Raw genomic sequence first — 14,342 nt, 5'->3', positions numbered from 1 at the left:
CGGCATCCCATTCCCCCCATGGGATGCCGCCCTTTCTTCTTCATGCTGAGCCCCCGCACGGCGCCCGGCGTCGTCGCCTCCCCACGGGGTGCGCGCCGCATGTAGTGCACCGATCCGCTCTCAGCGCACGAGCGTGCACGAGCGCGCTCGTAGCGTTCTGGCATGCCCGAGCCGTTCGTCGTCCGGCCGCGCCCCACCCAGGGCGCGGCATCCGGCGATTCATCCGGCGCCCCGACCGGCCCTCGCGCGCCGGTGCGCCCTTCGGCGCGCGACGCCGTCGGACCACGTCCGGCTGCGCCGACGGCCTCGCGACACGCTGCCCCGCGACCCGCTGCCCCGCGACCCGCTGCGCTCGACCCCCTCGCTCGATTCCTCGATGAACCAGGCGTGACCGATCTGTTCATCAACGGCTCACGGGGGCTGTTCGTCGATCGGGGCAGCGGGCCCCACCAGGTGACGGGGTGGCGAGCCGCAGAGGAAGAGGTGCGCGAACTCGCGGTCGCGCTCATCGCCCTCGGCGGTCGCCACATCGACGACGCGACGCCGTGCGTCGATGTGCGGCTGGAAGACGGGATGCGGGTGCACGCGGTCCTCCCGCCAGTATCGGCGTCGGGCACCGCGCTGTCGATCCGCGTGCCGATGGCGGACGCGCCGAGCCTCGATCAGCTGCAGGAGTTGAGGATGCTCGATCCGGCGCAGCGACGACGAGTGGACGAGATCGTCATGACGCGTCGCAACGTCTTGATCACCGGCGCGGCCGGCGCGGGAAAGACGACGCTGCTCGCCGCGATGCTCGCGGTCGCGCCGGCCGGCGAGCGGATCGTGACGATCGAGGATGTCGCAGAGCTGCGGATCCGGCATCCGCATCATGTGCGGCTCGAAGCACGCCAGCCCAACCTCGAGGGGATCGGTGCGATCGGTCTCGCGCGGCTGGTGCGCGAAGCGCTCCGGATGCGGCCGGACCGGCTGGTGGTGGGCGAGTGCCGCGGCGATGAGGTGCGTGAACTGCTCTCAGCGCTCAACACGGGTCACGACGGGGGAGCGGGCACCCTGCACGCCAACAGCCTCGAGGACGTACCCGCACGGCTCGAGGCGCTCGGCGCCCTGGCGGGCATGCACGACGCCGCGCTCGCGCGTCAGGTCGCCAGCGCCATCCACGTCGTCCTCCATCTCGAGCGGGGCGCGGATGGTATCCGGCGGCTCGCGGGGATCGGAACGCCGGTCATCGACGGCCGTGGACGTCTCAAGATCGATGTCGAGGCGGGGGTGGACTCGTGATCCGCCTGCCCTGGTCGCGTCGCCGAGCGGGCTCCCGCAGACCGTCCGAGCCGGATGCCGCGGCCACCGCCGACACCGTGCTGCGGGTCGCCGTGCTGCTGCAAGCGGGGATCGCGCCGGCGCGCGCGTGGGCGCACCTCGCCGGCACCGGAGATGCGGTCGCCGTCGCGGTGGACGCCGATGTGGGCAGGGGTGCCTCGGTGCCGCAGGCCATCGTCGCCCGGGGCGGCGGATGGCGCGAGATCGGCGCCGCCTGGCGCGTCGCCGAGGCGGTCGGTGCCCCGCTCGCCGAGAGTCTGCGTGGGATCGCCGCCGCGCTCCGCGACGCCCAGGAATCCGCGGACGAGGTGCGGGTCGCGCTCGCCGAGCCCGCCGGAACGGCGCGGCTCATGGGGTGGCTTCCGCTGGTGGCGGTGCTGCTCGGCGGTGCGCTCGGTTTCGACACGCTCTTCGTGCTCGTGCGCAATCCGATCGGCATCGCGTGCCTGATCGCCGGTATCGGCCTCGTTCTCGCCTCCCGCCGCTGGACCGGCGCCCTGGTGCGATCGGCGCGCTCGGGAACAGCCATCCCGGGCATGCGCGCGGAATTGCTGGCCATCGGCCTGAGCGGTGGCGTCTCGATCGACAGGGCGAAGGCGATCGTGTCCGAAGCGCTGGTGGACGAGCCCGCGGCGACGGACACAGCCGAGGCGACCCCTCAGGCGAAGCCGACGCGCGATGAGGAGGCGAAGGCGGCGCCCGATGAGATCGATACGACTCTCGCCCTTTCGCGCTCAGCCGGCGTGCCGGCGGTCGAGCTGCTCAGGGCCGCAGCATCCCTCGCGCGACATCGCGCGCGCACCGACGGACGACTCCGCGCCGCGCGACTGTCGTCGCGGCTCCTGCTGCCGCTGGGCATCTGCACGCTGCCCGCCTTCCTCCTGCTGGGCGTCGCACCGATGCTGCTCAGCGTGATGTCTTCGACCTCGCTCAGCCTGTGAGGTCGCGATCGTGCCCACCCGTCCATCCCGAATGAAGGAGCCCCCGATGTCACTTCCCGTCCTGCCCACCGACCGTCCCTCACGTCCGGCCCCGCCCTCGCGTCTGGCCCCGCCCCCGCGGCTGACCAACCGCCGCGCTGCGCGCCTCTTCGGCGACGACTCCGGCGCCGCCACCGCCGAATACGCGATCGCCACGATGGCGGCGGTCGCCTTCGCCGGGCTCCTGGTCGTCATCATGCGGTCGGACGAGGTGCGCGGCATCCTCACCGACCTCATCCGCCGCGCCCTCACGGTCGCATGATCCTCCGAGCGACCCGTCGCCCGGCCTCGATCGGCGACGAGGGCGCCGTGGTCGCGGAGTTCGCCGTCGCTCTGCCGGCCGTCGCCGTCGTGCTCCTGCTCGCAGCGGGCGCGCTCGGCGCATGCGCGCAGCAGGTGCGGCTGCAGGATGCTGCGGCCGACGCCGCGCGGCTCGCGGGGCGCGGCGAATCGGAGGCTCGTGTTCTCTCGACGGTCGCCGAGGTCGGCGGCGCGGCGGCGATCGATCACCGCGGCGACCTGGTCTGCGTTACCGCGTCGTCGTCCGGCCTCGTGTCACTGGGTTCGCTCGGCGCCCTTTCCGCCACCAGCTGCGCGCTCGCCGGGGGTGGCTGATGCCGGGCACGATGCTCGCCGTCGGCGTGGTCGTGTGCTCGGCCACCCTCGCCGTCGGCCTCGTGACGGCGGGGGCGGCGGCGGTGTTCAGCCAGCGCCTGGCGGGTGTCGCCGACGCCGCAGCTCTCGCGGCGGCGGACGCAGCATCAGGAGCAGTCCAAGGCGTCCCCTGCGACCGGGCCGCCGAGATCGCGGCCGCGGGAGGAGCGGCCATGCGCAGCTGCGAGCTCGACGGACTGATCGCGACGATCGTGGTGGCGGCCGAGTTCGCCCGGCTCCCCGCCGTCGCCGCCGCGAGGGCGGGGCCGCCGCCGTAGCGCTCCCGCACGGGTCACCGCATGATCGACCGGCCCGCACCGCGTCCGGGCTCACAGCGCTCCTTGCAGTGCACGGTGTGTATGGTGTGCTTCGAAGAAGGGACGATCCGTTGCCACAGGGACAGCCGCACGGCAAGAAGCTCGTCATCGTCGAGTCGCCCACCAAGATGAAGTCCATCCAGGGCTATCTCGGTGACGACTACGAGGTGCTGAGCTCGGTCGGGCACATCCGCGACCTCGCGAGCAAGAAAGATATCCCCGCCGACAAGAAGGCGTCCTACGGCAAGTACTCGATCGATGTCGACAACGACTTCGACCCCTATTACGTGGTCAACGATCGCAAGACCAAGACCGTCGCCGAGCTCAAGCGGGCGGTGAAGGACGCCGACGAGGTCTTGCTCGCCACTGATGAAGACCGCGAGGGCGAGGCGATCGCCTGGCACCTGCTCGAGGTGCTCAAGCCCAAGGTCCCCGTCAAGCGCATGGTCTTCCACGAGATCACCAAAGACGCGATCCGGGCCGCCGCCGAGAACACGCGCGAGCTCGACCTCGCGCTCGTCGATGCGCAGGAGACCCGCCGCGTGCTGGACCGGCTGTACGGGTGGGACGTCTCTCCCGTGCTGTGGCGCAAGGTCGGCAGCGGTCGCGAAGGCGCCGCACTCAGTGCCGGTCGCGTGCAGTCCGCCGCCACCCGCATGGTCGTCGACCGCGAGCGGGAGCGCATCGCGTTCGTCGCGGCATCCTATTGGGACGTCGAGGCACTGGCGGCCCTTCGACAGGCTCAAGGACCGGAAGCGAGCTTCGCCACGCGCCTGGCGCGTGTCGACGGCGCTCCGCTGGCGCGCGGCACCGACTTCGATGACCGCGGCCAGTTGAAGAAGGCCGTGCTCGTGCTCACCGAGGCCGAGGCGCGCGAACTCGCGGCCGCGATCGAGGCTGCGGCCGAGGCATCCGTCTCGAATCTCGAGTCCAAGCCCGGCACCCGCAGCCCCAAGGCGCCCTTCACCACCTCCACGCTGCAGCAGGAAGCCGGCCGGAAGCTCTCGATGAGCGCGAAGCACGCCATGAGCGTCGCCCAGCGTCTGTACGAAAAGGGCTTCATCACCTATATGCGCACCGACTCGACGGCGCTGTCGTCGCAGGCGGTCACGGCCGCCCGCCAGCAGGCCGTCGCGCTGTACGGCGAGAAAGCAGTTCCCCTGAACCCGCGGGTCTACCGCAACAACAGCAAGAACGCGCAGGAGGCCCACGAGGCGATCCGCCCGTCGGGCGAGGACTTCCGCACGCCGGCTTCGGTGACCTCCGAACTCGACCGCGACGAACAGCGCATGTACGACCTCATCTGGAAGCGCACGATCGCCAGCCAGATGTCGGATGCGAAGTACGAGACGACGACCGTGACCATCGCGGTGGATGCCGGGGGCCGGGCTGCGGAATTCACCGCCTCGGGCACGGTATATACGTTCAAGGGCTTCCTGGAGGCGTACGAAGAGGGTCGCGACGAGAAGCGCGGAGACGCAGACAAGGCCGACGACCAGTCGCTTCCGGTGCTCGCCGTCGGAGACGTGCTCGCGATCCGCGAAGTGGAGTCCAAGGGTCACGCGACCACCCCCAAGCCCCGCTACACCGAGGCGAGCCTCGTCAAGGCGCTCGAGGAGAAGGGCATCGGGCGCCCTTCGACGTTCGCGAGCATCATCGACGTCATCCTCGACCGCGGCTATGTGACCAAGCGCGGTCAGGCGCTCGTGCCCAGTTGGCTGGCGTTCAGCGTGGTGCGGCTGCTCGAAGAGCACTTCGCCGATCTCGTCGACTACGACTTCACCGCAGCGCTCGAAGACGACCTCGACGCGATCGCCCGCGGCGAGCAGCAGCGCGGCGAGTGGCTGCGCTCCTTCTACTTCGGGTCGAACGACCGGGTGGGACTTCGCAACATCGTCGAGAATCTCGGCGAGATCGATGCGCGCGAGCTCAATGCCACGCGTATCTCGGACACCACGACGCTGCGCTTCGGCAAGTACGGCCCCTACCTCGATGTCGTGGATGCCGACCAGCCCGACGCCGAGCCGCGGCGCGTGAACATCCCCGAAGACCTCGCACCGGACGAACTCACACCCGAGCGGGCGCAGGAGCTCATCGACGCCCCGGTCGCCGGCAACCGGGTGCTCGGCGAGAACCCCGAGAACGGGCGTCTCATCGTGGTCAAGGACGGACGATTCGGCCCCTACGTCGAAGAGACGATCCCCGAGGAGCCAGTTGCCGTCGACGAGGCGACGGGCGAGGTGATCGAGGCGCCCAAGAAGCGTGGCGTGAAAAAAGAGGTCGCTCCCAAGCCCCGCACCGCATCGCTGTTCAAATCGATGTCGGTCGACACGATCGATCTCGACACGGCGCTGCAGCTGCTCGAGCTCCCGCGCACCGTGGGAACCGACCCCGAGTCGGGCGAGGTCATCACTGCCCAGAACGGCCGCTACGGCCCGTACCTGAAGAAGGGCACCGATTCGCGGTCGCTCGACTCCGAGGCGCAGATCTTCGACATCACGCTCGATCAGGCCCTCGCCGTCTACGCGCTGCCGAAGTACGGCGCCCGCCGGGCATCCAGCGCGCTCGCCGAGTTCGACAACGATCCCGTGAGCGGCAAGCCGATCCGCATTCGCGACGGCCGGTTCGGCGCCTACGTCACCGACGGTGAGACGAACGTCACGATCCCGCGCGGCCAGACCGTCGCCGACATCACCCACGAGGTCGCGGTGCAGATGATCGCCGACAAGCGTGCGAAGGGCCCCGCCCCCAAGCGGACGCCTGCGCGCCGGACGACGGCGGCGGCCAAGACGGCGACCAAGACGGCGGCCGCGAAGACGACGACGGCCAAGACGACAGCGGCCAAGACGACAGCGGCCAAGACGACGGCGGCCAAAGCGACGGCCGCGAAGGCTCCCGCGAAGAAGGCTCCTGTCAAGAAGGCTCCCGCCAAGGCGCCGGCGACCGCTGCCGCCGAGAAGTGACCGGCCGGAACGCATGACGGGGCTCTTCGTCACCTTCGAGGGCGGCGACGGCGCCGGCAAGACCACGCAGGCGCGCCTGCTCCAGGAGTGGGCCCTCGACCAGGGGCGCACGGTGGTGCGCACGCGCGAACCCGGCGGCAGCGAGGTCGGTGTGCTGATCCGCGACATCGTCCTGCACCATCGCGGCGAGGTCGCTCCGCGCGCCGAGGCGCTCCTCTACGCGGCCGACCGCGCCCACCACATCGCGACGGTGGTCCGCCCGGCCCTGGAACGCGGCGACATCGTCATCCAGGACCGCTACCTCGACTCGTCCGTCGCATACCAGGGGGCCGGGCGCGTGCTGGGTGCTCACGAGGTGCGCGAGCTGTCGCTGTGGGCGGCCGAAGGCCTCCTTCCCGACGTCACGGTGCTGCTGGACCTCGATCCCGCCGCTGCGCGGACGCGCATCGATGCCGACGACAAGCCCTTCGACCGACTCGAGGCCGAACACGCGTCGTTCCACGCTCGGGTGCGCGACGCCTTCCTCGACCTCGCCGCCGCCGAACCCGGCCGCTTCCTCGTGCTGGACGCCGCGCGCCCCGCCGACGCGCTGGCGGTCGAGGTGCAGGCCCGGGTGGGCGCACTTCTCGGCCGAGCCGGGGACGTCGGCACCCGCGGTTAGGCTGGGCGAATGGATGCTGCCGCCTCGCCCGCCCTCGCGGCGCGTGCGACCGGCGCGCCGTGGGGCGATGTGTGGGGGCAGGACGACGCCGTCGCGCAACTGCGGGCCGCGGCATCCGATCCTGCCAGCATGACCCATGCGTGGCTGATCACCGGCCCTCCGGGCTCGGGTCGATCCACGCTCGCCTACGCGTTCGCGGCCGCGCTGATCGCCGAGCCCGGCGATGAGGCCGCGATGCGGCAGGTGCTGGCCGGCACGCACCCCGACCTGACCGCGCTGCGGACCGAGGGCGTGATCATCACGATCAAAGACGCACGCGCGATGGTCGAGCGCTCGTACTTCGCACCGTCGCTCGGGCGTCATCGCGTGATCGTGATGGAAGACGCCGACCGCATGACCGAGCGCACCTCGAACGTGCTGCTGAAGGCGCTCGAAGAGCCGCCCGAGCGCACGGTCTGGGTGCTGTGCGCCCCGAGCGACGCCGATCTGCTCCCCACCATCCGCTCGCGCGTGCGCACGCTCCGGCTGCACGAGCCCGATATCGATGCGGTCGCGCGACTCATCGCCGAGCGCACCGGTGTCGAGATCGCGATCGCCGAGCAGTCGGCGCGGCACGCGCAGCGGCACATCGGCATGGCCCAGCGGCTGGCGACGGATGCTGCGGCGCGCGCACGCCGCGACGACACGCTCCGCGGCGTGCTGGGCGTCCGAAGCGTCGGCGACGCGGTAGAGGTCGCCGGGCGGATCGTGCAGGCCGCGACCGACGATGCCAAGGCCCTCACAGCCGAGCGCGACGAGGCCGAGAGATCGGGCCTGCTGCGCACGATCGGCGTCGCCGAAGGCGCGGCGGTGCCGCCCGCGGTTCGCTCCCAGCTGTCCGCGCTCGAAGACGACCAGAAGCGCCGCGCCACCCGCAGTCTGCGCGACGGCATCGACCGGGTGCTCACCGACCTGCAGTCGATGTTCCGCGACGTCGTGCTGCTGCAGTTCGGCCGCGGCGCCGCGCCGGGCGATGAGCTCATCAACCGCGAGCTCGAGCCCGCGCTGCGCGACCTCGCCGCCGCGTGGACGACCGAGCGCACCCTCGTCGTCCTCGATCAGATCGCCGCGACGCGGCGCAACCTCGAACAGAACGTCGCGCCCACACTCGCCCTCGAGAGCATGCTCGTCACCGTCGCGAGCGGGAGGATCCCTTGAACCCCACACGCACCCCGCGCACCGCATCGCACCCTCGACTGCACCGCCGCCTGACTCGTCGGCTGGTGGCGATCACGGCGGGCCTGGTGACAGCATCCCTGGCTCTGTCGGGATGCCTGTACTCGATGATCCCCGACACGACCGCGGCGCCGTCGCCCACAACCAGCCTTACCCCCGACACGACCGGCATCGCGGCCGACCTGCTGCCCTACTACGACCAGACCCTCACCTGGACCTCGTGCAACGGCGACTTCGACTGCACGAACGTGAACGCGCCGCTGGATTGGAGCGACCCCTCCAAGGGCGACATCTCGCTCGCTGTCATCCGGCATCGCGCCACCGACACGATCGCGCTGGGGTCGCTTCTGACCAACCCCGGCGGCCCCGGCGCGAGCGGCATCGGGTTGATCCGCGACTCGCTGTCGTTCGCGGTCGGCGATGCGCTGCAGCAGAGCTACGACGTCATCGGGTTCGACCCGCGCGGCGTGGGCGAGTCGACCGCAGTGCGGTGCCTCGACTCATCCGCCATGGACAGCTATCTGTACGGCATCCCGCAGGGCACCCGCGGGTCGGATGCCTGGACCGCCGGCCTGCTGGCCGGTCACAAGAACTTCGCCGATGCGTGCGACGCGAACAGCGACGGCATCCTGCCCTACATCACCACCGAGAATTCCGCACGGGACATGGACCTGCTGCGCGGCGTGCTCGGCGATGAGCAGCTGAACTACCTCGGCTACTCGTACGGGACGTTCCTGGGCGCGACTTACGCCAAGCTCTTCCCCGAGCGGGTCGGCCGGATGGTGCTGGACGGCGCCCTTGACCCGTCGAGCTCGTCGACCGACGTCAGCACCGTGCAGGCGATCGGCTTCGAATCCGCCCTGCGCGCATACATGGCCGATTGCCTGACCACCTCGGACTGCCCGTTCACCGGAACGGTCGACGAGGCGATGGCCGACCTCGGCACCCTGCTCGCGAGCTACGACCGCACTCCGGTCGCCACTTCGGATGGGCGCATGGTCGGCGCTGACACGCTCACCACGGCGATCGTCGCCGCCCTGTATTCCCAAGACAGCTGGCCGTACCTGACCACCGCGCTGACCGATGCCCTCCAGGGCGACGCGGAGGTGGCGCTGCAGCTGGCCGACTTCTACAACTCGCGCGACAACGGCGTCTACACCGACAACTCGACCGAGGCGTTCCGTGCTTACAACTGCATGGACTACCCGAGAGACGCGACGCAGGCCGAGAAGGACGCCTCGAACGCGAAGATCGCCGCCGTGGCGCCGACCATCGCGCCGTACTGGGCCGGGCCGGACCCCTGCGACGTGTGGCCGTACCCGCCGACCGGTGTACGCGGGAAGATCTCCGCGGACGGTGCCGCGCCGATCGTGGTCATCGGCACGACGAACGACCCTGCGACGCCCTACGAGTGGTCGGTGGCGCTCGCCGATCAGCTCTCTTCGGGCGTGCTCATCACCCGCGTCGGCGAGGGCCACACCGGGTACAACAAGGGCAACTCGTGCGTCGACTCGGCGGTCGAGTCGTACTTCATCGATGACACGGTCCCGCAGGACGGGCTGCGCTGCGAGTGACCCGCGGGTTCGCGGGTGCTGTGGCGACACTGTAAGATCGATGATCGTGCATCGCGCAAGCGGGGCGCGCCGCCTTAGCTCAGTTGGTAGAGCAATTCACTCGTAATGAATAGGTCTGGGGTTCGAGTCCCCAAGGTGGCTCGAAGGTCGAAGGGGTCGCACGCTGCGACCCCTTCGCTGTATCCGGAGGCGGGGTGAACGGTCGTGCACGCGGTCATCGACGCGCTTCTGGAGATCTTCACCTGGGCCGGGCTCGGCCTGGGTGCCATGGTCGCCGGCATCGCCTTCGTGCTCTTCCTGCTCGACGGCACCTGGATTCCGGTGCGCGCCGTTGTCGAGACGATTCTCGAGCCGGCGGAACCTGCCGACACGGCACCCGCACGGCCGCCACGTCGCGTCGTGCGGTGGTTCGACGAGACCGGCGGGGTGAACGAGGCGCCGCTGTCCGAGGCCCAGTACGCCCAACTCGGCGCGCACGACATGGCAGACGTCTACTACCGCAGGGGCTGGACGAATCGGATGCGCCTGACCCCCGGTTCCCCCGCCGTGCGCGGCGCCGCGCGGCTGGCCGTGGGCCTCGCCGGTGTAGGCGTCGTATCGCTCGTGGTCTCCGGGATCCTGCTCTTCGTCCGCGGCTGATCAGCGCGGCACGGGGACTCAGCGCTCAGGCGACCGCCAGCATCCCTCCCGCTGCCAGCGCCAGCGCGAGGCCCACCCACTGCACGGCGGCGATCCGTTCGCGCAGCACCACTGCCGCGAGCAGGATCGTGCCGGCCGGGTACATGGCGGTGAGGGCCGAGACGATCGTCAGATCGCCGGCGCGCAGCGCGAGCAGGAGCACGGTGTTGGCGACGGCATCCACGACTCCGCACGCGATCGCGAACGCCCACGCCCGGGAGCGGCTCATCGCGGCGCGGTCTTCCGCCCCGCCGACCGCCTCGGCATGCGCGAGGTCGGCGCGACCCGAGACGGATGCGCCGATCACGACGCCGTCGTTGTCGATGACGGATGCTGCGCGCCGGCCCCGCCGCACCGCCACGAGTGCGATCACCCCCACGATGCCGAAGGTGATCGCGGCGTTGGTCGCACGGCTGACGACGAGGGGGACCAATCCGCTGTCGACGGAGGTCTGATCGATGACGATGAGGAAGGCGCCGATCGCCGCCCCTGCCCCGATCGCCATGAGAAGGCCGCGCACAGTGGGGCGCACCGAGCCTGCTCCGGGGATGAAGCCCACCAGCACGACCGCGACGAGCGCGACCCCCAGGCCCGCGTATCCGATAGCCGACAGCGTCTCACCTCCGACCAGCAGCCCCCACAGCATCGGCGCGATCGCCGAGACCACCGCGGTCAGCGGCGACAGGATGCTCATCGGCCCGACCGCCAGGCACGCGTACAGCAGGGCCAGCGCGATCACGCCGAACACCCCGGCGAGCACCCCCCACGCCACGTCGATCGGGTGCCACACCCCGCCCGTGAACGGCATCACGACGCACAGCAGGACGAGGCCGGAGGTCGCCGATACCGCTGTCACCAGGATCGATCGAAGCCGCTTCGCCGCCAGGCCCCCGAGGAAGTCCGCGGCGCCGTAGACGAGGGCGCCCGTGAGCGCGAGAATTGCGGCCAGCATCGCGCTCCAGCATAGAGCGCCAGTCCGCCACCGACTCGCGATGATCGCTATCGCTAGATAAGCTAACGATATGTCCTCGCCGAAACAGTCACGCGTCTCACCGTCCCGCTGGCTGCGGATCGGCATCCCCGTGGTCCTCGTCCTCGTCTGGCTCGTGGGGGGATCGATCGGCGGGCCCTATTTCGGCAAGGTCGATCAGGTCGCGACCAACAACCAGTCGTCCTTCCTGCCGCAGAGCGCCGATGCGACGCAGGTCAGCGAGCGGCTCCCGGACTTCGTGGGCAGCGACAGCATCCCCGCCGTGGTGGTGATCGCGTCAGACGCCGCGCTCACGCCGGAACAGCTCGACGAGACCCAGACGCTCGCGACCGACATCGCCGGGATCGACGGAGTGCTGGACGGCGTCTCGCCGCCGGTTGCCTCCGAGGACGGTCAGGCGGTGCAGATCTTCGTGCCTATCGACGCGTCGGGCCAGGTGCGGGTCACCGTCGAGTCCATTCGCACCATGGTCGGCTCCGAGCTCTCGAGCGGACTGCAGGGCTGGGTGACGGGGCCGGCGGGATTCACGGCCGACCTGGTGAAGGGCTTCCTCGGCATCGATGGGCTGCTCCTGCTCGTCGCCCTCCTCGCGGTGTTCATCATCCTGATAATCGTCTACCGGTCGCCGCTGCTGCCGATCCTCGTGCTGATGACCTCGCTGTTCGCGCTGTGCGTCGCGCTGCTGACCGTCTGGTGGCTGGCCTACGCCGGCATAGTCGTGCTCAACGGGCAGGTGCAGGGAATCCTCTTCATCCTGGTGATCGGCGCCGCGACCGACTACGCGCTTTTGTACGTCGCCCGGTTCCGAGAGGCGATCGGGGCGGGGGCGCGGCGATGGGATGCCACGACCCAGGCGTGGCGAGGAGCGTTCGAGCCGATCCTCGCATCGGGTGGAACCGTGATCGCGGGCCTCCTGTGCCTGCTGCTCTCCGACCTCGCGACCAACCGTGCCCTGGGGCCGATCGCCTCGATCGGGATCGCGTTCTCCGTGCTGTCGGCACTGACGTTCCTGCCTGCCCTCCTCGCCCTCGTGGGCAAGGCGGCGTTCTGGCCGTTCATCCCGAAGCACGCCTCGGTGTCGATTCCCGACGATCTGACGCAGCCGGTGAAGGGCTTCTGGCCGCGGCAGGCGCGATTCATCGCCCGCCGGGCGCGCCCGATCTGGATTGTCAGCACGATCGTCCTGCTCGTCGCCGCGGCCGGCGTCATCCAGCTGAAGGCCGACGGCGTCCCGTCGAGTGACCTCGTCCTCGGGGCTTCGGAGGCGCGGGACGGGCAAGCGGTGCTCGGCGAGCACTTCCCCGCAGGATCGGGCAGCCCGGTCTACGTGATCGTCCCCGAGTCGGATGTCGCCGCTGCCGCCGACGTGCTGAGCGCCGATGCCGGCGTGCAGGCGGTGGCCGCAGCATCCGGAGACTCGCCCACCGGGCAGGCGACCGTGACGATCGAGAACGGCGCACCCGTGTACGCCGCCGTCGGGCCGCCCGGAACGGCGGCGCCGACCCCCACGGTCTCGGACGGCGACGTGCTGCTGATCGGCACGCTGACGGATGCTGCCGACTCGCCCGCGGCCGAACAGACCGTGCGCGATCTGCGCGTGAGCCTCGACGATTCGCTGGGCACCGGCACCGCGCTCGTCGGCGGCGTGACCGCGACCGACATCGATTCGAACGACACGTCGATCCGTGACCGTACGATCATCATCCCGGTCGTGCTGCTGGTGATCCTCCTCATCCTGATGCTCCTGCTCCGGGCGATCCTGGCGCCGGTGCTGCTGATCCTCAGCGTGATCCTGTCGTTCGGCGCGGCGCTGGGGGTGAGCGCCGTCGTGTTCGACACGGTCTTCGGTTTCCCCGGTGCCGATCCGTCCGTGCCGCTCTACGGATTCGTCTTCCTCGTGGCGCTCGGCGTCGACTACAACATCTTCCTGATGTCACGCGTGCGCGAAGAATCGCTCGGCCACGGCACCCGGCGAGGGATCCTGCGCGGGCTGGTCGCCACCGGGGGAGTGATCACGTCTGCCGGCCTGGTGCTGGCCGCGACGTTCGCGGCTCTGGGCGTCATCCCGATCCTGTTCCTCGCCCAGATCGCGTTCATCGTGGCGTTCGGCGTGCTGCTCGACACCTTCGTCGTGCGGTCGCTGCTCGTGCCCGCGCTGACCTACGACATCGGGCGCGCGATCTGGTGGCCGTCGAAGCTGTGGCGTCGGGAAGAGGCGGTCGTCGGGCGAGCAGAGACGCCGCCGTTGGCCGCCAGCGCCGGCGACGCCGGCGACGGCGACGACCTCGTCGCCGGGGACGGCCACCCGCTCACCCGCGAGGAGTACCGGCGTACGCTCGAACCATGACCAAGGCGCTGTTCATCGTCGATGTCCAGAACGATTTCACTGAGCGCGGTGCGCTGGGGGTGGCCGGCGGTGACGAGGTCGCCGCTCGCATCACGACGTTCCTGCACGACCACGCGGGCGACTACGAGATCATCGTCGCATCGCGCGACTGGCACGACGCCGAAGGCGACAACGGCGGTCACTTCGCCGCCGAGCCCGACTTCATCGACACCTGGCCGGTGCACTGCGTCGCGGGGTCGTTCGGCGCCGAGTACGACGAGGGATTCGACACGGCGACGGTGACGCATCAGCTCAAGAAGGGTCAGGGCAAGCCCGCCTATTCGCTGTTCGAGGGTGTCGCCGATGACGGTGCCACGGCCGCACAATTGCTCGATGAACACGGCATCATCGACATCGACGTGGTCGGTTTGGCCACCGACTACTGCGTCCGCGCGTCGGCGCTGGACGCGATCGAGCACGGCCGCCGCGTTCGGATCTTCACCGACCTCGTCGCGGGCGTGCATCCCGAATCGAGCGAGCGGGCACTCGCCGAAGCCGCTCACGCCGGCGCAGAGCTGGTCGAGTCGGGCGCCTGAGACCGCACCCGCGACCGCCGGACACGCGGAGAAGTGTCCCTGGCGGAGCCAGCGCCGTAGCCGCGGTGAT

General features: G+C 70.4%; 13 protein-coding genes and 1 tRNA gene. 13 read left to right on the top strand and 1 reads right to left on the bottom strand.

Annotated elements, in window-relative coordinates:
• Window positions 1–162: 162 nt before the first annotated feature.
• The 11 genes from ACFE6Z_RS10285 to ACFE6Z_RS10235 all read left to right on the top strand — a co-directional run bounded on the left by ACFE6Z_RS10285 (window position 163) and on the right by ACFE6Z_RS10235 (window position 10,320).
• Window positions 163–1,278: a TadA family conjugal transfer-associated ATPase gene (locus tag ACFE6Z_RS10285; RefSeq protein WP_375385599.1), complete on the top strand. Its 1,116-nt coding sequence runs from the start codon at window positions 163–165 to the stop codon at window positions 1,276–1,278.
• Window positions 1,278–2,258, top strand: a complete 981-nt coding sequence (locus ACFE6Z_RS10280) for a type II secretion system F family protein (protein ID WP_375385784.1) — start codon at window positions 1,278–1,280, stop codon at window positions 2,256–2,258. Before ACFE6Z_RS10285 ends, ACFE6Z_RS10280 begins: the two co-directional genes overlap by 1 nt.
• A 46-nt stretch (window positions 2,259–2,304) precedes the next feature.
• Window positions 2,305–2,559 carry a DUF4244 domain-containing protein gene (locus ACFE6Z_RS10275; protein WP_375385598.1) on the top strand — a complete coding sequence of 85 codons (255 nt, stop codon included), beginning with the start codon at window positions 2,305–2,307 and terminating at the stop codon, window positions 2,557–2,559.
• Window positions 2,556–2,912: a TadE family type IV pilus minor pilin gene (locus ACFE6Z_RS10270; RefSeq protein WP_375385597.1), complete on the top strand. Its 357-nt coding sequence runs from the start codon at window positions 2,556–2,558 to the stop codon at window positions 2,910–2,912. The genes ACFE6Z_RS10275 and ACFE6Z_RS10270 overlap by 4 nt, the downstream gene beginning before the upstream one ends.
• Complete coding sequence (locus tag ACFE6Z_RS10265) at window positions 2,912–3,229, top strand: helicase (protein ID WP_375385596.1); 318 nt, start codon at window positions 2,912–2,914, stop codon at window positions 3,227–3,229. Before ACFE6Z_RS10270 ends, ACFE6Z_RS10265 begins: the two co-directional genes overlap by 1 nt.
• A gap of 110 nt (window positions 3,230–3,339) precedes the next feature.
• The gene (topA, locus tag ACFE6Z_RS10260) at window positions 3,340–6,231 is read left to right on the top strand and encodes a type I DNA topoisomerase (protein ID WP_375385595.1); all 2,892 of its coding nucleotides are present in this window, start codon (window positions 3,340–3,342) and stop codon (window positions 6,229–6,231) included.
• A gap of 13 nt (window positions 6,232–6,244) precedes the next feature.
• Window positions 6,245–6,892, top strand: coding sequence for a dTMP kinase (gene tmk, locus ACFE6Z_RS10255; protein ID WP_375385594.1), 648 nt, complete (start codon window positions 6,245–6,247; stop codon window positions 6,890–6,892).
• Between the two features lie 9 nt (window positions 6,893–6,901).
• Window positions 6,902–8,089, top strand: a complete 1,188-nt coding sequence (locus ACFE6Z_RS10250; RefSeq protein ID WP_375385593.1) for a DNA polymerase III subunit delta' — start codon at window positions 6,902–6,904, stop codon at window positions 8,087–8,089.
• Window positions 8,086–9,681: an alpha/beta hydrolase gene (locus ACFE6Z_RS10245; RefSeq protein ID WP_375385592.1), complete on the top strand. Its 1,596-nt coding sequence runs from the start codon at window positions 8,086–8,088 to the stop codon at window positions 9,679–9,681. Before ACFE6Z_RS10250 ends, ACFE6Z_RS10245 begins: the two co-directional genes overlap by 4 nt.
• 68 nt (window positions 9,682–9,749) lie before the next feature.
• Window positions 9,750–9,822, top strand: a tRNA-Thr gene (locus ACFE6Z_RS10240).
• A gap of 63 nt (window positions 9,823–9,885) precedes the next feature.
• Complete coding sequence (locus ACFE6Z_RS10235) at window positions 9,886–10,320, top strand: hypothetical protein (protein ID WP_375385591.1); 435 nt, start codon at window positions 9,886–9,888, stop codon at window positions 10,318–10,320.
• 25 nt (window positions 10,321–10,345) lie between these two features.
• On the opposite strand, the gene ACFE6Z_RS10230 is transcribed toward ACFE6Z_RS10235, so the two are convergent.
• On the bottom strand, window positions 10,346–11,311 hold the full coding sequence (locus ACFE6Z_RS10230) for an EamA family transporter (protein WP_375385590.1): 966 nt from the start codon (window positions 11,309–11,311) through the stop codon (window positions 10,346–10,348).
• Window positions 11,312–11,381: 70 nt separating this feature from the next.
• Here ACFE6Z_RS10230 and ACFE6Z_RS10225 point away from each other — a divergent pair, with 70 nt between their 5' ends.
• Both ACFE6Z_RS10225 and ACFE6Z_RS10220 read left to right on the top strand, forming a co-directional pair.
• Window positions 11,382–13,697: an MMPL family transporter gene (locus tag ACFE6Z_RS10225; protein WP_375385589.1), complete on the top strand. Its 2,316-nt coding sequence runs from the start codon at window positions 11,382–11,384 to the stop codon at window positions 13,695–13,697.
• Window positions 13,694–14,272, top strand: a complete 579-nt coding sequence (locus tag ACFE6Z_RS10220; RefSeq protein ID WP_375385588.1) for an isochorismatase family protein — start codon at window positions 13,694–13,696, stop codon at window positions 14,270–14,272. The genes ACFE6Z_RS10225 and ACFE6Z_RS10220 overlap by 4 nt, the downstream gene beginning before the upstream one ends.
• The last annotated feature ends 70 nt before the right edge of the window (window positions 14,273–14,342 follow it).

It is taken from the genome of uncultured Microbacterium sp. (assembly GCF_964244775.1).
Lineage (GTDB): Bacteria > Actinomycetota > Actinomycetes > Actinomycetales > Microbacteriaceae > Microbacterium.
This window is presented reverse-complemented; position numbering and strand designations above follow the sequence as displayed.

Coding starts and splice junctions, on each gene's coding strand:
- ACFE6Z_RS10225 (WP_375385589.1), top strand. CDS start 11,382: ATGTCCTCGCCGAAACAGTCACGCGTCTCACCGTCCCGCTGGCTGCGG.
- ACFE6Z_RS10230 (WP_375385590.1), bottom strand. CDS start 11,311: ATGCTGGCCGCAATTCTCGCGCTCACGGGCGCCCTCGTCTACGGCGCC.
- ACFE6Z_RS10265 (WP_375385596.1), top strand. CDS start 2,912: ATGCCGGGCACGATGCTCGCCGTCGGCGTGGTCGTGTGCTCGGCCACC.
- tmk (WP_375385594.1), top strand. CDS start 6,245: ATGACGGGGCTCTTCGTCACCTTCGAGGGCGGCGACGGCGCCGGCAAG.
- ACFE6Z_RS10250 (WP_375385593.1), top strand. CDS start 6,902: ATGGATGCTGCCGCCTCGCCCGCCCTCGCGGCGCGTGCGACCGGCGCG.
- ACFE6Z_RS10270 (WP_375385597.1), top strand. CDS start 2,556: ATGATCCTCCGAGCGACCCGTCGCCCGGCCTCGATCGGCGACGAGGGC.
- ACFE6Z_RS10285 (WP_375385599.1), top strand. CDS start 163: ATGCCCGAGCCGTTCGTCGTCCGGCCGCGCCCCACCCAGGGCGCGGCA.
- ACFE6Z_RS10275 (WP_375385598.1), top strand. CDS start 2,305: ATGTCACTTCCCGTCCTGCCCACCGACCGTCCCTCACGTCCGGCCCCG.
- ACFE6Z_RS10220 (WP_375385588.1), top strand. CDS start 13,694: ATGACCAAGGCGCTGTTCATCGTCGATGTCCAGAACGATTTCACTGAG.